Source organism: Amycolatopsis sp. QT-25, from assembly GCF_029369745.1.
Taxonomy (GTDB): domain Bacteria; phylum Actinomycetota; class Actinomycetes; order Mycobacteriales; family Pseudonocardiaceae; genus Amycolatopsis.
The window spans coordinates 6,869,761-6,893,537 of sequence record NZ_CP120210.1 but is presented as its reverse complement, the minus strand read 5'-3'; the positions used below and the strand labels follow the sequence as shown (position 1 = coordinate 6,893,537).

Annotated in this window: 22 protein-coding genes; 9 read left to right on the top strand and 13 right to left on the bottom strand. The window is 67.0% G+C overall.

Annotated elements, in window-relative coordinates; genetic code table 11:
• Positions 1 to 106: 106 nt before the first annotated feature.
• Positions 107 to 679, bottom strand: a complete 573-nt coding sequence (locus tag P3102_RS32160) for a TIGR03086 family metal-binding protein (RefSeq protein ID WP_276364316.1) — start codon at positions 677 to 679, stop codon at positions 107 to 109.
• A gap of 40 nt (positions 680 to 719) precedes the next feature.
• On the opposite strand from P3102_RS32160, the gene P3102_RS32155 reads away from it, so the two are divergent.
• Both P3102_RS32155 and P3102_RS32150 read left to right on the top strand, forming a co-directional pair.
• On the top strand, positions 720 to 1,415 hold the full coding sequence (locus tag P3102_RS32155; RefSeq protein WP_276364315.1) for an MOSC domain-containing protein: 696 nt from the start codon (positions 720 to 722) through the stop codon (positions 1,413 to 1,415).
• Complete coding sequence (locus tag P3102_RS32150) at positions 1,405 to 2,061, top strand: TetR/AcrR family transcriptional regulator (protein ID WP_276364313.1); 657 nt, start codon at positions 1,405 to 1,407, stop codon at positions 2,059 to 2,061. The genes P3102_RS32155 and P3102_RS32150 overlap by 11 nt, the downstream gene beginning before the upstream one ends.
• A gap of 4 nt (positions 2,062 to 2,065) precedes the next feature.
• On the opposite strand, the gene P3102_RS32145 is transcribed toward P3102_RS32150, so the two are convergent.
• Together P3102_RS32145 and P3102_RS32140 are read right to left on the bottom strand one after the other, a co-directional pair.
• Positions 2,066 to 3,646 carry a beta-N-acetylhexosaminidase gene (locus P3102_RS32145; RefSeq protein WP_276364312.1) on the bottom strand — a complete coding sequence of 527 codons (1,581 nt, stop codon included), beginning with the start codon at positions 3,644 to 3,646 and terminating at the stop codon, positions 2,066 to 2,068.
• Between the two features lie 108 nt (positions 3,647 to 3,754).
• Positions 3,755 to 5,662, bottom strand: coding sequence for a propionyl-CoA synthetase (locus P3102_RS32140; protein ID WP_276364311.1), 1,908 nt, complete (start codon positions 5,660 to 5,662; stop codon positions 3,755 to 3,757).
• Between the two features lie 150 nt (positions 5,663 to 5,812).
• Here P3102_RS32140 and P3102_RS32135 point away from each other — a divergent pair, with 150 nt between their 5' ends.
• Positions 5,813 to 7,579, top strand: coding sequence for a serine/threonine-protein kinase (locus tag P3102_RS32135; protein ID WP_276364309.1), 1,767 nt, complete (start codon positions 5,813 to 5,815; stop codon positions 7,577 to 7,579).
• 80 nt (positions 7,580 to 7,659) lie between these two features.
• On the opposite strand, the gene P3102_RS32130 is transcribed toward P3102_RS32135, so the two are convergent.
• Entirely contained in the window at positions 7,660 to 8,001 is a 342-nt protein-coding gene (locus tag P3102_RS32130; RefSeq protein WP_276364308.1) for a hypothetical protein, read from the bottom strand.
• Positions 8,002 to 8,011: 10 nt separating this feature from the next.
• Here P3102_RS32130 and P3102_RS32125 point away from each other — a divergent pair, with 10 nt between their 5' ends.
• Entirely contained in the window at positions 8,012 to 8,269 is a 258-nt protein-coding gene (locus P3102_RS32125) for a hypothetical protein (RefSeq protein WP_276364306.1), read from the top strand.
• Positions 8,270 to 8,309: 40 nt separating this feature from the next.
• Here P3102_RS32125 and P3102_RS32120 read toward each other — a convergent pair whose 3' ends face one another.
• Complete coding sequence (locus P3102_RS32120) at positions 8,310 to 9,365, bottom strand: hypothetical protein (RefSeq protein ID WP_276364304.1); 1,056 nt, start codon at positions 9,363 to 9,365, stop codon at positions 8,310 to 8,312.
• Positions 9,366 to 9,448: 83 nt separating this feature from the next.
• Positions 9,449 to 11,020, bottom strand: a complete 1,572-nt coding sequence (locus P3102_RS32115; RefSeq protein WP_276364303.1) for a phospholipid carrier-dependent glycosyltransferase — start codon at positions 11,018 to 11,020, stop codon at positions 9,449 to 9,451.
• Positions 11,021 to 11,088: 68 nt separating this feature from the next.
• On the opposite strand from P3102_RS32115, the gene rsmI reads away from it, so the two are divergent.
• A complete protein-coding gene (rsmI, locus tag P3102_RS32110) occupies positions 11,089 to 11,925 on the top strand; it encodes a 16S rRNA (cytidine(1402)-2'-O)-methyltransferase (RefSeq protein ID WP_276364301.1) in 837 nt (278 codons plus the stop codon).
• On the opposite strand, the gene P3102_RS32105 is transcribed toward rsmI, so the two are convergent.
• A complete protein-coding gene (locus P3102_RS32105; protein WP_276371455.1) occupies positions 11,922 to 12,398 on the bottom strand; it encodes a QsdR family transcriptional regulator in 477 nt (158 codons plus the stop codon). The two genes, rsmI and P3102_RS32105, sit on opposite strands and share 4 nt — an antisense overlap.
• Before the next feature lie 177 nt (positions 12,399 to 12,575).
• Between P3102_RS32105 and P3102_RS32100 the strand changes: the two genes are divergently transcribed.
• The gene (locus P3102_RS32100) at positions 12,576 to 13,535 is read left to right on the top strand and encodes an NADPH:quinone oxidoreductase family protein (RefSeq protein ID WP_276364300.1); all 960 of its coding nucleotides are present in this window, start codon (positions 12,576 to 12,578) and stop codon (positions 13,533 to 13,535) included.
• Between the two features lies 1 nt (position 13,536).
• Here the strand turns inward: P3102_RS32100 and P3102_RS32095 are convergent, their stop codons facing one another.
• The 5 genes from P3102_RS32095 to P3102_RS32075 all read right to left on the bottom strand — a co-directional run bounded on the left by P3102_RS32095 (position 13,537) and on the right by P3102_RS32075 (position 18,077).
• Positions 13,537 to 14,814 (bottom strand): aminodeoxychorismate synthase component I, encoded by a 1,278-nt coding sequence (locus P3102_RS32095; protein WP_276364298.1) that lies wholly within the window; start codon positions 14,812 to 14,814, stop codon positions 13,537 to 13,539.
• 109 nt (positions 14,815 to 14,923) lie between these two features.
• Complete coding sequence (locus P3102_RS32090; RefSeq protein WP_276364297.1) at positions 14,924 to 15,544, bottom strand: GH25 family lysozyme; 621 nt, start codon at positions 15,542 to 15,544, stop codon at positions 14,924 to 14,926.
• A gap of 86 nt (positions 15,545 to 15,630) precedes the next feature.
• Positions 15,631 to 16,395: an ABC transporter permease gene (locus tag P3102_RS32085; protein WP_276364295.1), complete on the bottom strand. Its 765-nt coding sequence runs from the start codon at positions 16,393 to 16,395 to the stop codon at positions 15,631 to 15,633.
• The gene (locus P3102_RS32080) at positions 16,385 to 17,395 is read right to left on the bottom strand and encodes an ATP-binding cassette domain-containing protein (RefSeq protein WP_276364294.1); all 1,011 of its coding nucleotides are present in this window, start codon (positions 17,393 to 17,395) and stop codon (positions 16,385 to 16,387) included. Before P3102_RS32080 ends, P3102_RS32085 begins: the two co-directional genes overlap by 11 nt.
• Positions 17,396 to 17,483: 88 nt before the next feature.
• Complete coding sequence (locus P3102_RS32075) at positions 17,484 to 18,077, bottom strand: PadR family transcriptional regulator (RefSeq protein WP_276364293.1); 594 nt, start codon at positions 18,075 to 18,077, stop codon at positions 17,484 to 17,486.
• A gap of 62 nt (positions 18,078 to 18,139) precedes the next feature.
• Between P3102_RS32075 and metG the strand changes: the two genes are divergently transcribed.
• The 3 genes from metG (at position 18,140) to P3102_RS32060 (ending at position 22,570) form a co-directional block, all read left to right on the top strand.
• Positions 18,140 to 19,933 (top strand): methionine--tRNA ligase, encoded by a 1,794-nt coding sequence (metG, locus tag P3102_RS32070; protein WP_276364291.1) that lies wholly within the window; start codon positions 18,140 to 18,142, stop codon positions 19,931 to 19,933.
• A 7-nt stretch (positions 19,934 to 19,940) separates the two neighbouring features.
• The gene (locus tag P3102_RS32065) at positions 19,941 to 20,777 is read left to right on the top strand and encodes a TatD family hydrolase (RefSeq protein ID WP_276364289.1); all 837 of its coding nucleotides are present in this window, start codon (positions 19,941 to 19,943) and stop codon (positions 20,775 to 20,777) included.
• Positions 20,778 to 21,190: 413 nt separating this feature from the next.
• Entirely contained in the window at positions 21,191 to 22,570 is a 1,380-nt protein-coding gene (locus tag P3102_RS32060; protein ID WP_276371454.1) for a resuscitation-promoting factor, read from the top strand.
• A gap of 60 nt (positions 22,571 to 22,630) precedes the next feature.
• Here the strand turns inward: P3102_RS32060 and P3102_RS32055 are convergent, their stop codons facing one another.
• Positions 22,631 to 23,653, bottom strand: coding sequence for a DUF222 domain-containing protein (locus P3102_RS32055; protein WP_276364287.1), 1,023 nt, complete (start codon positions 23,651 to 23,653; stop codon positions 22,631 to 22,633).
• Between the last annotated feature and the right edge of the window lie 124 nt (positions 23,654 to 23,777).

The following is a 23,777-nucleotide window of genomic DNA, read 5'->3' as shown; positions in this document are numbered from 1 at the left end:
GCGAGTTCATCTTGTAGACACTGTCTATCAAACTGACGTAGACGCTGTCTACTCAAGGCTCGGGAGAGCGGTGGACGGCACGCCGCTTCTTGGCCTGCTCCCGGTTTCAGCGATGAGGGATCGGCTGGGCCGAACGGCCCAGCAACGCGATGAGCCGGTCGCCCGGCGTGGCGCCCGGCGGTGCTTCGACGGCGTGGTCGAAGGCGCCACCGGGCCCGCGCACCGGCATCGCGTCGGGGTAGCGGCTCGCCACGGTCAACGCGGCCGTCGCCAATTCGTCGTCCCAACGGTATCCGCGGCCGAGGGCGGTACCAAGGTCCCAACTGTGCGTGAGCGTGTCGACGAACAGCACGGCCAAGGCGTTCTTTGCCGGGAGCGGACCGAAGTCCCCGAAGTCGAAGATCTTTTCGAGCGTGGGGGCGCCGAAGGCCGCGAGGAATTCGGCGGAACTCTCCTCATAAGACCTGGCGAGGTCGCCGTCCGCTGTCGGTCGGGTCTTCCGGGGAAGACCCGTCGCCTGCGCGGCGCGGTGCTCGTTGTTGTCGATCAGGTGCTTCACGATGTCGCGGACGGTCCATTCGGCGCAGGGGGTCGGACGGCCCCAATCGTCCGCGCCGATTCCGGCGATCGTGGTTCCGGTGACGTGATGTGCCCGGGTCGTCAGTGCGAGGAAGTCCATGAGCCTCAAAGTATACGAACGATCGTGCTATCTTCTAGAGGTGAGCACACTCGAAGTGAACGAGGTCTTCGTCGGGCGGCCGTCGGTGCTGGGGACGAAACGGGACGTCCCGGTGTACAGCGCCATCGCGAAATCGCGAGTGGAGGCACCGTTCCTGAAACTGGACGAGATCAATCTTGCCGGTGACGACCAGGCGGATCGCACCGTCCACGGCGGCGTCGACAAAGCTGTTTACGTCTACCCGGCGACGCACTACGCGGCCTGGTCGGAGCAGGGGTTCCCGGTGGTCGCGGGTGATTTCGGCGAGAACGCTTCGGTGACCGGTGTCGATGAGTACGACGTGCGTGTCGATGACGTCTGGGCGTGGGGAGAGGCGCTGGTCCAGGTTTCGCAGCCGCGGACGCCGTGCTTCAAGCTCGCGATGAAGACGGGACGTAAGGACGTCATCCCGGCGATGATCGACTCCGGCCGCAGCGGCTGGTACCTGCGGGTGCTCCGGACGGGCGAGGTCCCCACCACGGGACGGATGACGCTCGAAGAACGCGATCCGGTGAATCCGACGATCGCCGAGGTGTACGTCGCGTCGTTCACCAACGTCGCCCCGCTGGACGACGACCGCCGGGACGCGTACTGGGCGCTGTTGGACCGGGTGCTCGCGGCGCCCGCGCTTTCCCGGCAGTACCGTGACGGCCTGGAATCGGCGAAACGGCGGCGAGAGGAACGGAATGCCGGTTGACGGCCGGGTGGCCCGCGGCGACGCGACGAGGCGGATCGTGCTCCGGCGCGCCGTCGACATCGCGTCCGTCGAAGGCCTCGACGGGTTGTCCCTCGGCAGGCTCGCCACCGAGCTGGAACTGAGCAAATCCGGGGTGTTCGCGTTGTTCGGTTCCAAGGAGGAACTGCAGCTCGCGGCGGTCGAGACGGCGAGCGCGATCTTCGCGGAAAACGTCGTCGAGCCGACACTGGAGGTCGAGCAGGGCATCACCCGGCTGCGCGCGCTGTGCGCGAACTGGCTCGACTACTCGGAACGCCGCGTCTTCCCGGGCGGCTGCTTCTTCTTCAACACCGGCGCCGAGTTCGACGCGCGGACCGGCCGGGTCCACGACGCGGTCGCGAAAGCGAGCCGGGGCTTCGCCCAGTTCATCCGGTCCACCGTCACCGAGGCGCGGAAGGCGGGGCACCTGCGGGAATCGGTCGACGTGAACCAACTGGCCTTCGAACTGAACGCGCTGGGCCGGGCCGCGAACGCCGATTCGGTGATGTTCGGCGGCACGGAGCCCTACGCGCTGGCCCGCGCCGCCATCACCGCCCGCCTCGACGCGGCGGCCGAACGAGGACCGGTCCGTTCCTCGCGAATTTCGCGAGGAACGGACCGGTCGTAGCGCTCTACTTCCAGTCGACCTGCGTGGACCGGTAGAAGTCGATCCCCTGCTGGACCCACCGCGGGCTCTGCTTCGCCAGCCGGAGCCGGTAGGCGTCCCAGGTCCGGGAAGCCTTCGGCGACCAGCCGATCTCGGCGTGCCCAGGCAGCCTCGGGAACGCCATGAACTCGATGTTGTCACTGGTGATCAGCGTTTCCGACCACAGTGGGGCCTCGACGCCGATGACGTTCTTCTCCGAAACACCCTGCAGGAACGTGGCCGGATCCCAGTCGTAACCGGTTTTGACCTCGATCAGCCCGGCCCAGCTCAGCCCGAGCGGCGTCTGCGGGTGGTACTTCATGTCGAGGTATGCCTTGTTCGCCGGCGACATCAGGATCTTGTTGCCGCGTGCCGCCGCCTCGGCCACGTTGGCGTCCGTACCGGTCGTGCCCCAGAACTGCGGAACGGCCGAAACCGGCGGTTTCGTCTTGGCGATTTCGTGCCAGCCGGTGATCGTCTTGCCGTACTTCGCGACGATCGGATGCACCTTCGCGGCGAAGGTCTGGTAGTCCGCCGGGGTGGTCGAGTGGGCCTCGTCACCGCCGATGTTGAGGTACTTGCCGGGGGTGATCGCCGAAAGTTCGCGGATGACGTCGTCGACGAACTTGTAGGTGATGTCCTTGTTGATGCACAGCGAGCTGTAGCCGACCTCGATGTCGGTACGCGGCGGGACCGCGACCCCGTCGCAGTTCAGTTCGGCGTAGGAGTGCTGGGCCGCGTTGGTGTGCCCCGGCATGTCGATTTCGGGAACGATCGTGATGTGCCGCGAAGCCGCGTAGCGCACGAGGTCCTTGTACTGCTCCTGCGTGTAGTAGCCGCCGGGAGCGCCACCGACGGCCGTCTGCCCGCCCACGGTCGCCAGCTTCGGCCAGCTCTTGATCTCGATCCGCCAGCCCTGGTCGTCGCTCAGGTGCAGGTGGAGGGTGTTGATCTTGTACTGCGCGATCTGGTCGATGTAGAGCTTGACCTGCGCCGGTGTGAAGAAGTGCCGGGCGACGTCGAGCATCGCGCTGCGGTAGCCGAAGCGCGGATAGTCGAGCACTGTGCCGCCCGAAACCACCCATGACCGCTTCTGGACGGTCTTCGCTTCGATCGCCGACGGGAGCAGCTGACGCAGCGTCTGCACTCCGAGGAACAGTCCCTCGTCGGTGTTCGCCGTCAGCTTCACGCCGGAAGAGGAGACCTTGAGCTGGTAGCCCTCGGTGCCGACCCGATCGCTCGCGCGACCGGTTTCGAGGGAGATGGCCGGGCCGCCGCCGCGGTGGCCGGTGACCACGGGCAACCGGTAGCCGGTGGCGGGCCGGAGCAGTCCGGCCAGGTATTCGGCGACCTGCCTGCCTTCGCGGTCGGTGCGGATGACGGTGGCGGGGTTGAGCCGGAAGTTCGCGCGAGGATCGGGTTTCGCGTCGACGGGCGCGGGGACGACGTCGGTGACGGTCCGTTCGGGTTTGGCGTGCTGTCCCGCGCTCGCCGTCGCGGGCAGGCCGAACGTCACGAGGCTCAGGACGGCCACGCCGAGCACGGTTCTGGACAGGCGTTTACTCATGGAGCACCTCCGGTCGGGTACCTGGAGACTCACTGCTGATAGAGGTATAGACCAATAGGGCAAACACGACAACACCCGATCGGACCAGTACGCCGTGCCGGTCATCGGTCACGCGCCGCGCAGCACCGCTTTCAAGGCATCGAGAACACTCGCGTCTTCGATGGTCGAGGGCACCTGCTCGTCGCGGCCGTCGGCGATCCCGCGCATGGTCTTGCGCAGGATCTTCCCGGAGCGCGTCTTCGGCAAGGCGTCCACAATGGACACGTCACGGAAGGCCGCGACCGGGCCGATGTCCCGCCGCATCAGCGCGACCAATTCGGCCTTGAGCGTTTCGGCGTCGAACTCCACGCCCGACTTCAGCACCACGAAGCCACGCGGAAGCTGCCCCTTGAGCTGGTCCCGGACGCCGATCACCGCGCATTCGGCGACGGCGGGATGGGACGCCAGCACGGCCTCCATCGAACCGGTCGAAAGCCGGTGGCCCGCGACGTTGATGACGTCGTCGGTGCGGCCCATGACGAACAGGTAGCCGTCTTCGTCCACGTATCCGGAGTCACCCGTCAGGTAGTGGCCGTCGTACCGCGAAAGGTACGCCTCGCGATACCGCTCGTCGTCCTGCCACAACGTCGGCAGCGATCCCGGCGGAAGAGGCAGCTTGAGGGCGATGGCGCCCTCCCGTCCGGCGGGGAGCGGGTCACCCGCCTGGTCCAGGATCCGCACGTCCCAGCCCGGCACCGGTTTCGTCGCGGAACCGGGTTTGACCGGCATCGGTTCCAGCCCGCGCGGATTCGCCGCGATCGGCCAGTCGGTCTCGGTCTGCCACCAGTGGTCGATCACCGGTACGCCGAGCTTGTCGTGTGCCCAGTGATAGGTCTCCGGATCGAGCCGTTCACCGGCCATGAACAACGTGCTGAACTCGCTGAGCTGGTATTTTTCGATTTCGGCCGCGTCCGGGTCGACCTTCTTGATCGCCCGCAACGCCGTCGGCGCGGTGAACAGCGCCTTCACCCCGTGGTCGGCGATGACCCGCCAGAATGCGCCGGCGTCCGGGGTTCCGATCGGCTTGCCCTCGTACACGACCGATGTCGCCCCGATGAGGAGCGGCGCGTACACGATGTAGGAATGACCGACGACCCAGCCGACATCGGACGCCGTCCACCACACATCGCCAGGCCGGATATCGTAGATCGCGCCCATCGACCAGGCCAGCGCGACCGCGTGCCCGCCGGTGTCGCGCACTACGCCCTTCGGTTTCCCCGTGGTGCCGGAGGTGTACAGGATGTACAGCGGATCGGTGGCCGCGACCGGCACCGGAGCCGCGGGGGAGGCTTTCGCGACCAGTTCGGTCCAGTCGACGTCCCGCTCGCCCAGTTCGGCGCGAGCACGCTCCCGCTGGAGCACCACGACCTTGTCCGGTCGATGGGCCGTGCCCGCGAGTGCCTCGTCGATGATCGGCTTGTATTCCACGACCCGTGCTGGCTCGATCCCGCACGAGGCGGCCACGACGACCTTGGGTTTCGCGTCCTCGATCCGCGCCGCCAGTTCCTTGGGCGCGAACCCGCCGAACACCACCGAGTGCACCGCGCCGAGCCGGGCGCACGCGAGCATCGCGACGGCGGCCTCGGGGACCATCGGCATGTACACGATGACGCGATCGCCCTTCCCGACACCGAGCGACGCGAGCGCGCCGGCGAAACGCGCGACGTCGTCCAGCAGTTCCGCGTAGGTGAACCGGCGTACCGAATCGGTGACGGGAGAATCCCAGATGAGCGCGGTCTGCTCGCCGCGGCCGTCCCGCACGTGCCGGTCGAGCGCGTTGAACGCAGTGTTCAGCTCGCCATCCGGGAACCATCGGTAGAAGGGCGCCTTCGACGCGTCGAGTGCCCGCGTCGGCGGACGGGTCCACTCGATCGCCTGTGCGGCTTCGAGCCAGAAACCCTCCGGGTCTTCGAGGCTCCGCTGATACGTCTCGGCGTGCATCGAATGCTCCTTCGCGCTCGGGTACCCGGACCCCATCATGGACTTCCGGCCACGCCGATGCCCGGTGATAACGGCGAGGAGACACCCGCGGCAACCCGGCAACCCTGGACGGGCATGGAGCGTCCTAAGCTGGACTAGGGGCAAAATCGCCGGAAACGGCCTTCACGAGCGAGGGGAGCAGGGTCCATGGGACTAGCGAGCGCGCTGCTTTCGTTCGCGCACAGCCTGTTCGGGCCGGGGATCTGGCCAGGGGATTGGGTGTGGGCGACGAGCACCGCGGGAGCGCTGGTCGCGCTGCTGCCCGCACTGGGAGCGATGATCGTCGCGATCATCCGCAAAGGCACCGGCAACCGCTACGACGTGGTGACCCTGTCCATCTTCGGCGGGATCGGCGTCGTCGCCGTCTTCCTGCTGCCGTGGCTGCTGGCCACCGGTGTTTCGCAGGTCTACCAGGAGGCCGCCTCGTCGGAGGCGGGCGGTGAGTCCGGCTTCTCCCGCAGTGACCTCTCGACCTTCAACGCCGACTACAGTCCGCTGATCGGCGCGCAGAGCGAGTACCTGGGCCGCGGCCAGAACGTGTACGAGGTCCTGTTCTATCCGAGCGGGATGCAGCTGAGTTACATCTTCTACCTGCTCCTGCTGGTCGGGCTGCCCGCGCTGTCGCTGCTCTTCGTGATGTTGCAGGCGCGGACCGCGTTCCGCCGCGGACCGAAATGGCCTTCGCGGTTCTTCTGGATCCCGTTCGTGCTGATGGTGCTGGCGAGCATCGGCATGGGCGCGAACACCGCCGTGCACTTCTGGCTCGGTTTCCTGCCGTTCAGCGTGCTGGGCCTGATCCCGGTCGCGCTGGTCGGCCCGCCGCCGTGGTCGGTGATCAACCGGCCGGACCCGCAGCCCCGGCAGAAGATCGAGCCGTACCGCCCGGAGCCGCCCGCGCCGAAACCGCAGCAGCAACTGCCGCCCCCGCCCGCCAAGCAGTACCCGGCGACCGCGCTGGCGCAGGCGCCCGAACCTCCCGCGCTGGCCGCGGCCCCCGGCCCGATCCCGCAGCCTCCGGGGTCCCGCAACTCCGGCGGTGGTCGCTACAAGCGCGTCCGGCGGCTCGGCCACGGTGGCTTCGGCACCGTGTGGGAAGCGATCGACACGCAGCTCAACCGCACTGTCGCGCTGAAGATCGCGCACGCGCCGGACCGGGACACCGAAGAGCGGATGCAGCGTGAGGCCCGTGCGCTGGCCGTGGTGAACCATCCCAACTGCGTCCGCGTGTACGACCTCGTCGAGGAGCCCGACGGGCTCGCGCTGGTCATGGAGTACCTCGAAGGGCGTTCGCTGGCCGAGATCGTCGACTCGCAGGGCCCGCTCGACGACATCGCCGCCGGACGGCTCTGGTCGACCATGGCGGGCGCGCTCGCCGCGGCGCACGAAAAGGGGGTGCTGCACCGGGACCTGAAGCCGTCGAACATCATCCTCGACCGCAACGGGCTCGCCCATCTCATCGACTTCGGCATCGCCCGCAGTCAGGGCGACTCGAAGATGACCGCGACCGGGATGATGATCGGCACGCCGGACTTCGTCGCTCCCGAGCAGGCGATGGGCTCGCCGGCGAGCCCGGCTTCGGACGCTTGGCAGCTCGCCGCCACGGTCAGCTACGCGCTGTCGGGCCAGCCTCCACGCGGCACCAGGGAGACCCCGATGGCCGCGCTGATGGCCGCCGCCCGCGCCGAACCGGTGTCGAAGCTGCCGAACCGCAGCGCGCACGCCCGGATCCTCATCGCGTCGCTCGACCAGGAGCCACGCCGTCGTCCGACGCTCACCGCCGTGCGGCGCGACGTCGAAGGCTGGCTCGCTCGCGCGGGCAAGTCGCCGGACGGCCCGGTCACCCAGATCGTCCCGCGCCGCGCTTCGCAGCCGCAGTCCCGCCAGCAACCGCAGCCTCAGCGGCACCCGCGCTGACCTGCGTAAAGAGAGCAAGGGACCTTTGCTGCCGTCAGTTAGTGGGCTAACGAACGCCGGTAAAGGTCCCTCGCTCGCCCTCAGTCGATGATGACCCAGGTCCCGTCGCGCCAGGCCATGGTGAAGATCTTGGGTTCCCCGTCCATGATCGTCGCCTTCGGCGCGATCGCCGTCGGCGGGACGGTCACCTGGTCAGGCCCCTTGCTCTTCACCTTCGCGCGATCGACCCTGGTGGCTTTCAGGTTCTTCAGATCCTCGGGCGTCAACATCCCGAACAGCATCGGCGTGAGGCTGCGGCACTCCTTCATCCCGCCGTCGTAGGCGGGCGCCGAAATCCGGCAGACGGTATCCAGATCCTTGGCGCCCAGCGCGTGATGGAATTCCTCCATCACGCTCGCGGCGCCGTCCGGCGTATGCGCCACCGCCCCGCCGTTGGCGGGCTTGGTGACCGTCGCGGCGGTCGCCGAAGGGGCTGTAGCGCTGGCGGGCGTAGTCGACGAAGGCGCGCTCGAGCTACTGCTGGGCGCTTCGGAAGTGCTCGGAACGGCCGAAGCCTGTGGGGACGCGGTCCCCGGTGTCTGCTCCTCGCAGCCCGCGATCAAGAACAACGCCACGGCCGCGCAGGCCGCTCCGAGCGGTCGGATCCTCATGATGCCCCCTGTCGAACTGCGATTGACCAGGGGAGAGTAACAACTGAGCCCCAAGTGTCACAGGCGAATCGGGAAACGCGCTACGCGTCACCCTCGATCAAGGCGACCATCGACACCGCCAAGATGAGCTGAGCGGATACGCAGGTCCGCTTCATCGCTTCCTTCTTCTTGCCGATGAAATCGACCTGCACCACCTGACCGTTGGGAAGCTGGACGCTCACGGCACAGGTCTCCTCGGTTTGTTCGTACCTGGCCTTCAGCAGGCCGAACTTCCCGTCCCGTACGTCCGCGCCCTGCTTCGGCGGCACGGCTTCGAGACCGCCGGTGCCGGTCGTGTACATCCCGACGGCTTTCGCGTAGGGAACCTCGTGGGTGCAGGTCGGCCCGACGGGACTCTCGCCCTTCTGAGCGCCTTCACGGCCCGCGTTGACACCCGCGTAATTCGCGTGGGTGAACTTGACCACCTCGCAGATGTCGGCGTTCTTCAGCGCCTCCGCCGGCGGTTCCTGAACGGTGCTCGGCGCCGGCCTGCCACCGGCGAGCGGGACGAATTTCTTCACCACCACTTCGGCGACCTTCTTCGCCAGTTCGCAGTGTTCGGCGCGGACGCCCCCTTCGTCGTTGTCGACGTCATAGGCGTCGACGGCGATCGAGGCGTAGGCGCGTACGTCCATGTTGACCGAGCAGAAGGTCGCCGGTTCCGGATCGAAGGCATAGGTCCGGCCCTTGATCCCGGCGATCTCCACCGGTTCCATCACCGCGGAGTCCTGCGTGATCCAGCTGTACGGGCTGTAGGCGTGCACCTGCGCACCCTTGTTGCCGGGGAACACGAACTGGCAGCCGCTGAGCGTGCCCTTGGTGCTGACCAGGCCGAGCGGCTGGAGATCCGGTTTGATCGAATCCAGCCAATCGCAGCCTTCTTCGCCCTGTTTCACGGGCAGGGCCAGGGGCTGATCGAGCACCTGGGCACTGAACCCCGACCCGTCCGCGGGCGGGTCGTACTTCGGATACTTCGCTTCACCGCCGCCGGTGGTGGCGGCCGGAGCGGCACCCTCACGGAAGGCTTTTCCGTCGACGGCACTCGAACACCCCGTGAGCAGCAGTGCGATGGCCACGAAATACGGCCAACGAGACATGATGACCCCCAAAATCCCTGATTCGGGCAGGAGTCTAAATCGCTTTCAGCGGTCTCGCTGGGTCTTGGGGCAACCGGTCGCGGTCACCTCCAGGACGGCAGCCACAACTCGGCGTTCCAGTGCTCGTTGGTGATCGCGTTGCCGTTGAGGATCGGCCACAACCAGGCGAAATTGGCCACGACAAGCCCCACGTAGAGGGCGACGACGAGCATGCCGGTGCCCCGCCGTTCGAATCCGAGTTTCGCGCTGCCGAGGATCTGCCCCAGGATCAACGTCAACCCGAGTATCAGGAACGGCGCCAGCGGCGTGGCGTAGAAGTAGTACATCTGGCGGTCGAGGTTGGTGAACCAGGGCAGGAACCCGGCCGCGTAGCCGACGAGCACGGCGGCGTAGCGCCAGTCGGCGCGGAAGAACGACCGCCACGCGCTCCAGCCGAGCATCGGCAGCGCGAGCCACCACATCGCCGGCGTCCCGATCAGCATCGTCGCCCGCACACAGGTCGACTCGCCGCACCCGGTCGCGTCGGTCCCGCCCGCATACGCGTAGAGCATCGGCCGCAGCCCCATCGGCCAGGTCCACGGCTTCGACTCCCAGGGATGCGGTTTGTCCTTGGGCGTCACCAGGTTCGCGTGGAAGTCGAGGACGTTCATCGAATAGTCGCCGAGCGACCGCAACGCGGGTGGCATCCACGCCCAGAAACCGGGGTCGACGTCCTTGATCGCCACGTAGTTGCGGTCGGTCGCGGTCTCGCTCGCGAACCAGGCCCAGTAGCAGGCGAAGTACACCAGGACCGGGATGACGACGATCGCCCACAGCGCGGGCAGCACGTCACGGCGCAGCGTGCCGACCCAGGGCCGCTGCACACCGGCGGCGCGCCGCGCGGCCACGTCGAAGAACACGGTGAGCAGCCCGAACGCGGCGATGTAGTAGAGCGCAGACCACTTGACACCGAAGGTCAGCCCGATCATCAGGCCCCCGGCGAACCGCCACCATCGGAAACCCAGCTTCGGGCCGAACCGGGATTCGTCGATCCAGCCTTCGCGGACGGCCACGGCGAGCCGCTGCCGCACCTGATCGCGGTCGCACAGCACGCAGGCGAACGCGGCGAGCACGAACAACGCGATGAAGATGTCGAGCATGCCCATGCGCGACTGCAGGTGCAGGACGCCGTCGCTGATCGCCAGGATCCCGGCGACCGCGCCGAGCAGGGTGGAACGGGTGAGCCGCCGGGCGATCCGGATGACGAGGAACACGATCAGCGTGCCCGCCAGCGCGGGCATGATGCGCCAGCCCCAGGCGTTGTAGCCGAACAGCCATTCGCCGATCGCGATGAGATGCTTCGCCAGCGGCGGGTGCACGATCAGCTCGTAGCCGTAGTTGTCTTCGTAACCGCCGTTGCGCAGCATCTGCCACGCCTGCGGGACGTAGTGCTTCTCGTCGAAGACCGGCGTGCCCTTGTCCGTGGGCGTTCCCAGGTTCTGGATGCGGACGATGCCGCCGATGAGCGTCAGCACCAGCGTGACGACCCAGCCGCGCAGGCGATCGGTCGGCATGCCGCGGCCGAGGAGGGAGGCCTCCCGATCGCTGGGTGGCCGGAGCGCGTCGACCGGATCCGGCCGCACGCTCTCGTTGTCACGGGTCAGCAGTGCGGTCACGGGGCATGATCCTACGGGCGGAAGAGTGAACTCGGTGTCCGGATCTGCGAACCGGTTAACCTTCGGGAATGACCGAAGGACGCCTTGTGCTGGCAGCCACCCCGCTCGGAGACGTCCGCGACGCTTCGCCGCGCCTGTCCGAGGCCCTCGCGGCGGCGGACGTGATCGCCGCGGAGGACACCCGGCGCCTGCGTTCCCTCACCACCGCCCTCGACGTTTCACCGGTCGGCCGCGTGGTCAGCTTCTACGAAGACGTCGAGACCGCTCGCCTGCCGAAACTGCTCGAATCGCTCCGGTCGGGGGAGACGGTGGTCCTGGTGACCGACGCCGGCATGCCGAGCGTCTCGGATCCCGGGTTCCGCCTGGTGGCGGCTTGTGTCGAGGCGGACATACCGGTGACCTGCCTGCCCGGTCCGTCGGCGGTGACCACGGCGCTCGCACTGTCCGGTCTGCCGTGTGACCGTTTCTGTTTCGAAGGTTTCGCCCCCCGTAAGCCCGGTGAACGCGCGAAATGGCTCGGTTCGTTGAAGGACGAGCCCCGTACGGCGGTGTTCTTCGAGTCTCCGCACCGTCTCGCGAGCACGCTCGCCGACGCGGCCGAAGTCCTGGGTGCCCACCGCCGGGCCGCCGTGTGCCGCGAACTGACCAAAACCTACGAAGAGGTCAAACGAGGCGACCTGCCGGAGTTGGCCGCCTGGGCCGCCGACGGGGTCAAGGGTGAGATCACCGTCGTTCTCGCGGGTGCGCCGCCGCGTTCGGTGAGCGTCGAGGACCTGGTCTCGGAAGTGTCGTCGCGGGTCGCGGCCGGCGAACGCCTCAAGTCGGCCGCCGCCGAAGTCGCCGAAGCGACGGGTGTGTCGAAGAAGGAACTGTACGACGCCGTGCTCGCGTCCCGTAAGAGCTAGGACAGCAGGGCCGTCACGGCCGCATGCGCCTTCGCGGCATCGGGCTCCGCGCCGGTGATGACGTCGGTGTAGAGGAAAGACTCGCCGATCCGCACCAGCAGATAGGCTAGGTCATCGACCGGCAAAGGCGGGGTCAGCCGTCCGGCCGCGACCTCTTCGTCCAGGAACTCGCGCATCTTCGCGATCGCGCGACTCTGCACCACGCTGGCCTTCGTCGTCAGGATCCGCAGTGCCCGCTCGGGCTCGTTGCGCAGGAATTCCCGGAACGGTTTCGAGCCGTTCACGGTCCGGACGAAGGTGCCGACGAGCTCCGCAATCCCTTCCGCGCCGCGTCCGAATTCGCCCGAAGCGCGTGCTTCGAAGACCTCGACGGTCATCGACCACAGGATCTCGCCGAGCAGCTGATCCCGGCCGCCGACCCATCGGTGCAGGGTGGCGCGGCTGATCCCCAGCTCGCCCGCGAGGTCGCCCATGTCCACCCGTCGCCCCTCCAGGAACCGGGCGCGCGCGATCGTGAACGCGCGCAGAGCGTCCGGGCGCGGCGCGGTCAGGTGGCGTCCGAGTGCGGTTTCGATGAGTGAAACATATCACGTCATGTCTCATGGATGAGACATATGCAAGAATGTCTCGTCTCGACGAGGAGGATGCGAATGCGCGCTGTACAGGTGACCGAATTCGGCGGACCCGAGGTGCTCACCCCCGTCGACCTGCCCGATCCCGTCCCCGGGCCGGGGCAGCTGCTGGTGGCGGTCGACCGGATCGGCGTCAACTACGCCGACACGCACCAGGCCGAGAACTCCTATCTCGCGCCGAGCAAGCTCCCGTTCGTGCCCGGTGGCGAGGTCGTCGGCCATACCGCGGACGGCAAGCGCGTCGTCGCGTTGCTCAGCGGAGGTGGCGGTTACGCCGAGCGTGCGGTGGCCGACGAAGTCACCAGTTTCGAGGTGCCCGACGGCGTCGACGACTTGACCGCGTTGTCCTTCATCGTGCAGGGCGCCACCGCCGCACTCCTGCTGCGCAAGACCGCCCACCTCGAACCCGGCGAATCCGTCGTCGTGCACGCGGCCGCGGGCGGGGTCGGCTCCATCGCCGTGCAGCTCGCGAAAGCCTGGGGAGCGAGCCGGGTCATCGCGACCGCCAGCAGCGACGAGAAGCGGGCCCTCGCCCTCGAACTCGGCGCCGACGTCGCCATCGACTCGCGTGCCGAGAACATGACCGACGCGCTTCGTGAGGCGAACGGTGGCAAACGTGTCGACATCGTGCTCGACATGACCGGCGGCACCGTCACGGATCAGAGCATCGCCGCCCTCGCGCCGTTCGGCCGCCTCGCGTTCTACGGCATGGCCAGCCGGGAGCAACCGAAGCCGATCGAGGCCGGCAATCTCCTCGGACACAGCACGACCGTGTCCGGCATGTGGCTGCCGCACGCCTTCAAACTCCCCGGAAACGTTTTCGGCCGCGCGCTCGACGAGCTTTTCGAACTGGCCCTCGCGGGCCGGGTCCGTGCCATCGCCGGCGGCGAGTACGCCCTGTCCGACGCGCGCGCCGCCCACGAGGCCCTGCGCTCTCGCGGCACGATGGGCAAGCTCCTGCTGGATCCCGCCAAGTAGCTCAGCCGAGCAGGCGCTCCAGCGGAGCGGACTTGTGCAGGCATTCCTGCCATTCCGCTTCGCTGTCGGAGTCGGCGGTGATCCCGCCGCCGACTCCGAGCTCGATCGTGCCTTCGTGGATCTCGAAGGTCCTGATCGCGACGTTCAATTCCAGCCCGGCGATCGGCGAAGCGAGCCCGATCGCACCCGTGTAGACACCACGCGCGACCGGCTCCAGCTCGGCGATCAGCTCCAGCGCCCGGATCTTCGGCGCGCCCGTCACCGAACCCGGCGGGAAGGTGGCCGCGAGCAAGGCCGCGTCGTCGATCCCTTCGGCGATCGATCCCTCCACAGTGGACTCCAGATGCCAGACGCCCGGCGCGGGCCGGACCGCGAGCAGTTCGGGGACACGCACCGTGCCGGTGGCGCATACCCGCCCGAGGTCGTTGCGGACGAGATCGGTGATCATCACGTTCTCGGCGACGTCCTTGGTGGATTCCCGCAGCCGCTGCGCGAGGTGCTCATCGGAGGCGTCCCTTCGCGGCAGCGTGCCCTTGATCGGTGTCGATCGGACACGTTGTCCGTGCCTGGCAAGGAATAGTTCAGGGGAGAACGAGACGACCGAACCCCAGTCGCCGGCCAGGAAAGCCGCCCGGCGGGCACCGAGGCGACGCGAGCCTTCGGCGAACAACGCGGTCGGATCACCGGTGAACTCTCCGCTGAAGCGAGCGCAGATGTTCGCCTGGAACAGCTCGCCGGCTTCGATCGCGTGCACACACGCCTTGACGGCGTCATAGTGCTCCGATGGAAGCGGACGCGACAACAGGCCGGAACGCCAAGTCGTCGATTCGGGAACCTCGGCGAGCCAGGACTCCACCGCGGCCACCTCGTCGATCGGATCCGGGGCGCCATCGGAAAGCAGGGCTTCGAACCACCACGAACCGTCCGCGTCCAGTCGCAGCACCCTGTCGACCCAACCCCAGACAGCCGGAGGAAGCGCGCCGGAACGACCCGACGGATCGATCAGGTCGTAACCCAGGTAACCGAACCAGCCGCCTCCGACGGCACCAGGCACCGCGTCACGCACGAAGGGCATTCGTGCGGGGATGGCGAAGGCTTCGGCCACGTCCCTGACGGGAGTCAGGGGAGCACTCAGCGCGATGACCGCGCGCGAAGAGAACCACTCTCCGCAAAGTGCGGCAGGTGGCGCCAGCCCGAGGTTCCCGGCGCGTACACCGAGAACCGCCAGTGCCCGTTCGGGCCCGACGTCCGTCCGCAGCCTCCGGCACATCAACCGCACGTGACATTGTCACCGTTCGAGTGACCGGAACCGCAACCCATCTTCACCGGAAAGTGAGATCCGCGACCACGCGGTGACAACACGCGCATCCGTCGTCACGGAGTGGGTACTACAGGAGTACGTCCGTGAGTGTGAAGGGGTAGACCACGGCGTCCTGCGCGATCGGTCCGTCCACTCCGGGCAGCCCGGTGCCGAAACCGTGCTGGTGCAAGCCCAGCCGCGAGTGGAACCAGCCCGGCCTTCCCGGGATCTCGTTGTGCCTCACCAGCCACAGCACCACTTCGCTGTCCGCCCACTTGTCCGGCTGCAAGCGGTTCGTCCAGCAGTCGATCCCCGCGTAAACGAGCACACGTTCGACGCGCGCGGCGTGCCTGACGTGTTTGATCCACGCCTTGACGAACCGGTCGTCGACGCTGGGCGCCTCCACTTCGAGCGCCGGCGCGAGCGAACCGGGTGCGAAGGCCCCGAGCGCGCTCGCCGTCCGCACGAAATGGTCGGCTTGGTCGTGGACGGCACCGGGCCGTGCGTAGTGCCGTGCACCGGTGTGAATACCGACGTGCTGCGCGCCCGCGAGATTGCGTTCCGCCGCGACGTCCCGCCAGTTGGTGTTCTCGGTGACGGTGACCGACGCGAACCGGATGTCGGCGCCGCGCACCGCCGCCCAGTCCCGCACCGTCTCGCGGTGGGACAGGGTGACGCCGTGCTCACCTTCCGGATCGATCGAACTCACCTGCCTCGAATTTCGCCCCAGTACGACCGAAAGGTCACCTTACGTCGGCGGACCGGCCGTAAGGCGACCTTTCGGTACAGCGTGTCTCAGGCGTTTTCGCGTTGGAATGTCCTCGCGCCCCACCAGATGGCCAGCACAGCCATGACCAGCACCACGACGCTCCCGGTGAACAACGCGTCCATCGAGAAGTCGCCGCGGAAACTGTTCCGCTCGACATCCACCACGTGCCGGAACGGATTGATCCGGGAAATCGTGTACAGCCACTCCGGCGCCGAGCCCGCGGTGATCGGGATCAGGATTCCGGAAAGCAGCAGCAACGGCATGAGAACCGCGTTGAGCAAAGCCGGGAAGGTGTCTTCGCTCTTGAGGGTCAGCGCCAGCGCGTACGAGCAGGACGCCAACGCGACCGACATGAGGAAGACGATCACCAGGCTGAGCGCGACACCGCCGAACGGCGCGTTCAGGTCGAACACCAGATACGCCAGCGCGATGACGAGCAGAGCCTGGACGACCGTCTGCAGCGCGTTGGCGAGCACCTTGCCCAGCAACAACGCCACCCGGCTCACCGGCGTCACCCGCATCCGCTCGACCACGCCCGAGCGGAACTCGGCGAGAAGCCCGAATCCGACGAACGAGCTGCCGAACAGCGCGAGCTGCGCGATGATCGCCGGGATGAAGATCATCCAGCCGTCCACATCGGACAGGCCTTGTGTGGTGAGCATCTTCACCAGAAGCGGCCCGAAGAAGAACAGATAGAGGAGCGGCTGCATGATGCCGATGACGAGCCAAGTCGGGTTGCGCAACGCCGCGAGCATGTCACGGCGGAAGATCAACCAAGTGTCATGCAACATGAGTGGCCTCCTTTTCCTCGGCGTCGTCGACCGGCGCGCCCTCTTCGGCGTCGCGCAGGCTCCGTCCCGTCAGGGTCAGGAAGACGTCGTCGAGCGTCGGCCGGTGCACCTGCATGGACGTCATCGCTACGCCGCGCGCGTCCAGCGCCCGCAGCAATTCGGGCATCGCGGTGTCCCCGCGTGGCACCCGGAAACGCACGATGCCGTCGGTGACGGTCAGCTCGTGCGCCCCGTCGAGGCGGCCCGCGACCTCCGCGGTCTCCGCCACCGATTCCGGTGAGACACCGATCACGACACTGTCGCCGGAAACTCTCGCCTTCAGCGAGTCCGGCGTTCCTTCGGCGACGATCTTCCCGTCGTCGATGACGATCAACCGGTCCGAGAGCGCGTCGGCCTCGTCCAGGTAGTGCGTCGTCAGAAAGACCGTGACTCCCTGTTCGTCGCGCAGTCTGCGGATGTGGTCCCACAGGTTCGCCCGGCTCTGCGGGTCGAGTCCCGTCGACGGCTCGTCGAGGAAGACGAGACCAGGCGAGTGAATGAGCCCGAGCGCGATGTCGAGCCGACGGCGCTGCCCGCCCGACAGGGTCGCGGTGGTGCGCTGGTCGAGTCCGGCCAAGTCCAGTTGTTCGGCGAGGACGGCCCCGCGCGCGAGCGCGTCCGCCTTGCTCATCCGGTACAGCCTGCCCTGGAACTCGATCTCCTCGACGACCTTGCTCGCCGGCGCGGTGCCGCCGCCTTGGGCGACGTAGCCGATTCGACGGCGTACCCCGAGCGGGTCGGTGAGCAGGTCGCAGCCACCGACCGTCGCTTCACCCGCGGTGGGCTTGAGGAGCGTCGTCAGCATGCGCAGGGTGGTCGTCTTGCCGGCGCCGTTCGGTCCGAGGAAGCCGACCAGTTCTCCGGCCGACACGTCGAGATCGACGCCTTTGACGGCGTGGACCTCGCCCCCATTGCGGCCCTTGCGGCGGAACCACCGCTCAAGGCCGCGTGCCTTGATCATGTCTACCCCTTTCCGATGCTCGACTAGTCAAGTTTGACTAGTTGTCGGACGTACTGTGCCTCAGGAGTCGTTTCATAGTCAAATTTGATTACTTGGGCGGTGCGCCGAACACCGGTTCGTCGTCGCCTTCGCCCGCCATCACGTACTCGCCGGCTTCGAGACGGCCGATCAGCTCACGCATCCACGTCACGTTCGCTTCCGCGTGCGCGCTCCACAAGCGGTACAGCTCGCTCACATGAGGAGGTTTTCCCAGATCGACGGCATGCTCACGGGCGTAATGAGTCGACTGGGCGTGCGCTTCCATATTCGCCAGCTGCAGTTTCAGCAGAGTCAGAACCTGTGCGCGGGGCAACGTCGGCATGAACGTGACCGCCGCCGACAGCGAGTACCCGGTCGCGTCGTCGCTCGACAGCGCTCTGCCGAGCTGCACGAGGAATTCGGTCTCGCCGTCCTCGGTCAACCTGTACGCGGTCCGATCGGGCCCGCTACCCGCCTCAGCGTCCTCGACCTGTGCCAGGAGACCCTCGGAGGTCATCTTCTTCAACGCGTGATAGATCGAACCCGGCTGGACATTGCCCCACTTGTCGGCCGCCCACGAGAGAAGTTCGCGCCGGACCTGGTAGCCGTGGGCCTTCCCGTACATGCGCACGACACCCAGCACCAGCAGACGCGTGGCGGACACCGAGGCCTCCGATCCTCTCCCGGACAACAATGCCTTGGACGACGTCCGTAGGCTAAACAAGCATGAGCACCCCAGTGTTGACTGCGGTGGCCTGGCCCTACGCCAACGGCCCCCGCCACATCGGCCACGTGTCCGGATTCGGCGTCCCGTCCGACGTCTTCTCCCGCTACCAGCGAATGGCCGGCAATCGGGTGCTCATGGTGTCCGGTACCGACGAACACGGCACCCCGATCACCGTCCAGGCCGACAAAGAAAGCATGACCTCCCAGCAGACGGCCGACAAGTACACCCGTCAGATCGGTCAGGACCTGCAGGGGCTAGGTCTCACCTACGACCTGTTCACCCGCACCACCACGGGCAACCACGCCGACGTCACGCAGCAGATCTTCCTCGCGCTGCACCGCAACGGCTATGTCGTCCCCAAGACGACCCGTGGCGCCATCAGCCCTTCGACCGGCCGCACCCTGCCCGACCGGTACATCGAGGGCACCTGCCCGATCTGCGGTTACGACGGCGCGCGCGGTGACCAGTGCGACAACTGCGGCAACCAGCTCGACGCCGCCGAGCTGATCAACCCGAAGTCGCGGATCAACGGGGAAACGCCGAAATTCGTCGAAACCGAGCACTACTTCCTCGACCTGACGGCGTTCGTCGAAACCTTGGGTACGTGGCTGTCCAGCAAGACCGACTGGCGCCCGAACGTCCTCAACTTCACCAAGAACCTGATCGACGACATGCGGCCGCGGCCGATCACCCGTGATCTCGACTGGGGGGTGAAGATTCCGCTGGACGACTGGCGCGACCAGCCACTCAAGCGCTTCTACGTCTGGTTCGACGCGGTCATCGGCTACTTCTCCGCGAGCGTCGAGTGGGCGCGCCGGTCCGGCAACCCGGACGCCTGGCAGGAGTGGTGGAACAACCCGGACGCGCGCTCCTACTACTTCATGGGCAAGGACAACATCACCTTCCACGCCCAGATCTGGCCCGCCCTGCTCTTCGGCCACAACGGTGAGGGTGATCGCGGCGGTGTGGCCGGCAAGTACGGCAAACTGCATCTGCCGGACGAGATCGTGTCCAGCGAGTTCCTCACGATGAGCGGCTCGAAGTTCTCCACCTCGCGCGGCACCGTCATCTACGTCCACGACTTCCTGCGCGACTTCGGGCCGGACACGCTTCGGTACTTCATCTCGGTCGCGGGTCCCGAGACCCAGGACACCGACTTCACCTGGGACGAATTCGTCCGACGGACCAACTTCGAGCTGGCCAACGAGTGGGGCAACCTCGTCAACCGGTCCATCTCCATGGCCCACAAGAACGTCGGAGCCATTCCGCGTCCCGACGCCCCCGCGGCCGCCGACGAGGAGCTCAAGGAACTCTCCCGCAAGGCGTTCGACACCGCCGGTGCCCACCTCCAGCGGTCCCGGTTCAAGGCGGCGGCCAGCGAGGCCATGCGTGTCGTCACCGCCGCGAACCGGTACCTCTCGGACCAGGAACCCTGGAAGCTCAAGGACGATCCGGCTCGCCGTGACAGTGTCCTGCACACCGCCCTGCAAGTCGTCTCGGACGCCAACACGTTGCTGACCCCTTTCCTGCCCCACTCGGCGCAGAAGGTGCACGAGGCACTCGGCGGCAGCGGTGTCTGGGCGGCCCAGCCCGAACTGCAGGAAGTCGAGGATCTCGACATTCCCGGCCGGATCAACCCCATCATCACCGGGGACTACCAGGCAGAGCAGGCACGCTGGAAGTCCGTGCCGATCGAAGTCGGCAAGCCGCTCGAGAAGCCGACGCCGTTGTTCGCCAAGCTGGACCCGGAGCTCGGCGAGACCGGGCCCGAGTGGGCGCCGATCTCGAAATGATCAGCTGATGGGTGCGGAGAAGAAGGAGCCACCGCCGATCCCGGACAGGTTGCCGGTATCGGTGGTGGACGCGCATACCCACCTCGACGCGTGCGGCGCGGTCACCGCGGCAGATGTGACGGCCATGGTCGACCGCGCCGAACGCGCCGGTGTTTCGCGGTTGATCACCGTCGCGGACGATCTCGCCTCCGCTCGTTGGGCCGCGCAGGCGTCCACTTGGGACACCCGGGTCTGGGCGGCCGTGGCGATCCATCCCACGCGTACCAAGGAATTCGGCGAGGCCGAGAAATCCGAAGTGGAGAGTCTCGCGAAGGAGTCCAGAGTGGTCGCGGTCGGTGAGACCGGCCTCGACTACTACTGGGACTACTCGCCCCACGACGCTCAACAGGACGCCTTCCGATGGCACATCGATCTTGCCAAGCGGATCGGCAAGCCGCTGATGATCCACGATCGAGACGCTCACGACGACGTGCTCCGGATCCTCGAGGAGGAGGGAGCGCCCGACCAGGTCGTCTTCCACTGTTTCTCGGGGGACGAGCACATCGCGCGCCGGTGCGTCGACGCGGGATATGTCCTCTCGTTCGCGGGAACGGTCAGTTTCCGCAACGCCCGCGGGCTCCACGAGGCGGCACGAATCGTGCCGGCGGACCGGTACCTCGTCGAAACGGACGCGCCGTTCCTGACCCCGCATCCCTTCCGTGGGCGACCGAACGAGCCCTACTGCGCCGCCTACACGGTCCGGCACCTGGCCGCGCTCAGAGGCGAGGCGGTGCACGAGGTGGCCGAATCGGTGCGAACGACCGCTGAGCGGGTCTTCGGTTTGCCGACAGTCACCACCGGTTGAACGGATTGCGACATCAGTGATCAACAATGGTCCACTCTGATGAGTGACCAACGTCACGACACTCCGGGCGGTGTTTGCGCAACCCGACGAGGTTCGTTACTGTCCCGTGATCGTGCCGGTCGGTATCCGCTCATGCGGTTTCCGGCTGTTACGCCCACAGTCACGTCAGTGCACGTCGGGGAAGCGGAACCAGGAGAGGTACGGCCTGGAACCGTGACGATGGCGCTGGCTGCGGGTGTCGGACTTCTAGAGGTGTGCCGAAGTGCGCATCGAGACGAAGGACGTAGTGGAGTGGTTGTCGAGCTCCTCGACGTCTTGGGAAAGGGAACGACCCAGTGACTGGTAGCAGTAGGCAGGATGGCTCGCGCCTCGGCGCAGAGACGAACACCTTCGCTTCCGCCGGTTCGGTTGCCGTGCTCGACCGCGACACTCAGTACGGCGAGCTGGACTACTCCGACGATCCGCGCATCACGCACCAGGACGTCCTGGCCGCGCTCGGCCCCGACGCCGACACCTTGATGGCCGAGATCGACGTCGACGTCGACGAGCTGATCCGCCTGATCAGCGCCGAGACCACCATGCTCCCGCCGATCGTCATTCCGGACGAGGTGGCCGAAGACCGCACCGCGGGCGCGCCGATGAAGGCGGCGACCAAGGACGAGGTCATTTCGAGCGCGACCCGCGTCTGGAAGAAGCGGTTCCTCAAGGGAACCGTCATGGCGGTGCTGCTCACCCTCGGCGGTGGCGGCGCGGCCGCGATGGCGATGAACAAGAGCGTCACGCTCGACATCGACGGTAAGCAGCAGACCATCCACAGCTTCGGCGACACGGTCGGTGAGGTCCTCGAAGACGCCGGCCTTTCGGTCGGCGCGCACGACTCGCTCTCGCCCTCGCCTCAGGCCGAGGTGGGCGACGGCGGTGTCATCAAGCTGGAGCGCGGCCGCAAGCTCAACCTGATCGTCGACGGCTCACCGCAGCAGGAGTCCTGGGTCCGCGCGACCAACCTCGGCGAAGCGCTGAACCAGCTTGGCCGTGCCGATCTCGCCAAGGCAGGCACCTGGACGTCGCTCCCGCAGAACGGTGAGCTGCCGCTCGAGGGCGCCACCGTGGAGGTCAAGACCCTCAAGAACGTCACGGTCTTCGACGGCGCGAACGAGCCGCGCAAGGTTCAGACCAACTCGATCACCACCAAGGAATTCCTCGGTGAGCTCCGGATGACCCTCGGCCCGGACGACGAGGCCGTCGGCGGCCTCGACGTCAAGCTGGTCGACGGCGCCGAGGTCCACATCAGCCGGACCGGTGTCACCATGGTCAAGCAGAACGAGGAAATCGCTCCGCCCGAGCAGAAGGTCGACGACCCGGAGCTCGAAAAGGGCAAGACCAAGGTCGAAGAACCGGGCACCCCGGGCCAGAAGACCGTGACCTACAAGGTCACCAACCGCAACGGCAAAGAGGTCGGCCGCGAGAAGGTCTCGGAAGAGGTCCTCACCGAGGCCAAGCCCAAGATCGTCAAGATCGGTACGAAGAAGCCCGCTGATCCGGTCATCGGGGACGCCGGCGCGTGGGACCGCATCGCGCAGTGCGAGTCGACCGGCAACTGGTCCGCCAACACCGGCAACGGCTACTACGGTGGCCTCCAGTTCAACAAGAGCACCTGGGACGCCTACGGTGGCGATAAGTACGCCGCGTACCCGCACCAGGCCAGCAAGGCCCAGCAGATCGCTGTCGCCGAAAAGCTCCGCGACGACCGCGGTGGCTACGGCGCTTGGCCGCACTGTGGCAAGAAGGCCTGATCGCCGAATAGTTCCCTTTTCCTGAAGGCCATCGTGTGGGTTCCGTCCGCAAGGTGGTCTTCAGGCCGTTAAGGGCTCCTGTGGCGGCGTAGCGCCTCCGGATCTTGGTCTCGACAGCCGTGTCCACCATCGCGAAGGCCGTATATGGGCCACGTTCCGAGATCGTTCGGCCGGATTACCCGGTCGCGCGGCTCCGTCGCCACGGTGTGGGCTTGGGAAGCCCTGAGACCGTGCCTGGGACGGTTTAGGACGGTTCGCGGGTGTCCCGACCGGCTCCGCGAGTGGAGACTCCTCGGTGACCCGCTCCGACGTCTGTCGAGGCAACGGGATATCCGGGCTGCTTTCCGCGAGATCGACGATCTCCGAGAGAGCGTCACCGCGTCTCTCCGCAGGCGTGCGGTCGTCGGCTTCTCCGTTCGGAGCCGGATACGCCCGCGGCACCATGAGCGCGTTCAGGCGGGCGCCTGTCTCGGGATCGAGATTGCCACGCAGATCCCAACGACCGGTGCGTTTCTGCCGCAACCAGAACTCGCTTCGCTGAAGCTTGGGACCGGGATCCTCTTTGGGATTCCCGTCCGGGTCTAAGCGCGCGAGCAACTCCGTCCCCGCCACCGTGACGTCGCGCGGTCTGGCGACGCCGGCGAGCTCGACGAGACCCTTCTCGGCCTCATGCCGCGTGCTTGCGGTGACGTGGTCGGGCAGTCGTTTCATGACGGTGACGATCCGGTCGATGCCGGCCTCGGCCAGCGCACCGGCGGAGGCCGCGATACCGGTCAAAGGCGCGACGGGGTCGATCGACGTACCGTCGCGCGCCCGTCTCGAGTTGAGCGCGAGCGCTCGAGCGGTCACCTTCTGGGCCTCCGCTCGAGGCACCCGAGCCACATGTTCGTAGAAGACGGCGATCGAGTTGTATCCGTAAAGGTCACGGACACCGCGTGACTCGATCTCGGCCAGGATCTGGCCGACTTCGGCGATCAGACGTCGCCCTTCGCGTAGCCGTGTCTGCAACTCGTCGAGAAGCAGTTCGGCGTCGCCTTCCGGCAGGTTGAGCGGGAAGGCCTGGGAAGTGTTTGTACTGGTCATCCCTCGATTGTCGAGGCAAATTCGAACGAATGCACGGTATCGATCGGGTGGATGATCATTACCCTCCGGGTGCGCCGACCTGCGGGTATCACCCTGGAGTGGGACGCGTGTCAGTTCGAAGACC

Excerpts from the sequence above, each read along its gene's own strand:
- P3102_RS32100 (WP_276364300.1), top strand. The coding sequence starts at position 12,576 with ATGCGCGCTGTACAGGTGACCGAATTCGGCGGACCCGAGGTGCTCACC.
- P3102_RS32065 (WP_276364289.1), top strand. The coding sequence starts at position 19,941 with ATGGGTGCGGAGAAGAAGGAGCCACCGCCGATCCCGGACAGGTTGCCG.
- P3102_RS32105 (WP_276371455.1), bottom strand. The coding sequence starts at position 12,398 with ATGGGCGACCTCGCGGGCGAGCTGGGGATCAGCCGCGCCACCCTGCAC.
- P3102_RS32080 (WP_276364294.1), bottom strand. The coding sequence starts at position 17,395 with ATGATCAAGGCACGCGGCCTTGAGCGGTGGTTCCGCCGCAAGGGCCGC.
- P3102_RS32160 (WP_276364316.1), bottom strand. The coding sequence starts at position 679 with ATGGACTTCCTCGCACTGACGACCCGGGCACATCACGTCACCGGAACC.
- P3102_RS32150 (WP_276364313.1), top strand. The coding sequence starts at position 1,405 with ATGCCGGTTGACGGCCGGGTGGCCCGCGGCGACGCGACGAGGCGGATC.
- P3102_RS32120 (WP_276364304.1), bottom strand. The coding sequence starts at position 9,365 with ATGTCTCGTTGGCCGTATTTCGTGGCCATCGCACTGCTGCTCACGGGG.
- P3102_RS32140 (WP_276364311.1), bottom strand. The coding sequence starts at position 5,662 with ATGGGGTCCGGGTACCCGAGCGCGAAGGAGCATTCGATGCACGCCGAG.
- metG (WP_276364291.1), top strand. The coding sequence starts at position 18,140 with ATGAGCACCCCAGTGTTGACTGCGGTGGCCTGGCCCTACGCCAACGGC.
- P3102_RS32145 (WP_276364312.1), bottom strand. The coding sequence starts at position 3,646 with ATGAGTAAACGCCTGTCCAGAACCGTGCTCGGCGTGGCCGTCCTGAGC.
- P3102_RS32055 (WP_276364287.1), bottom strand. The coding sequence starts at position 23,653 with ATGACCAGTACAAACACTTCCCAGGCCTTCCCGCTCAACCTGCCGGAA.
- rsmI (WP_276364301.1), top strand. The coding sequence starts at position 11,089 with ATGACCGAAGGACGCCTTGTGCTGGCAGCCACCCCGCTCGGAGACGTC.
- P3102_RS32135 (WP_276364309.1), top strand. The coding sequence starts at position 5,813 with ATGGGACTAGCGAGCGCGCTGCTTTCGTTCGCGCACAGCCTGTTCGGG.
- P3102_RS32085 (WP_276364295.1), bottom strand. The coding sequence starts at position 16,395 with ATGTTGCATGACACTTGGTTGATCTTCCGCCGTGACATGCTCGCGGCG.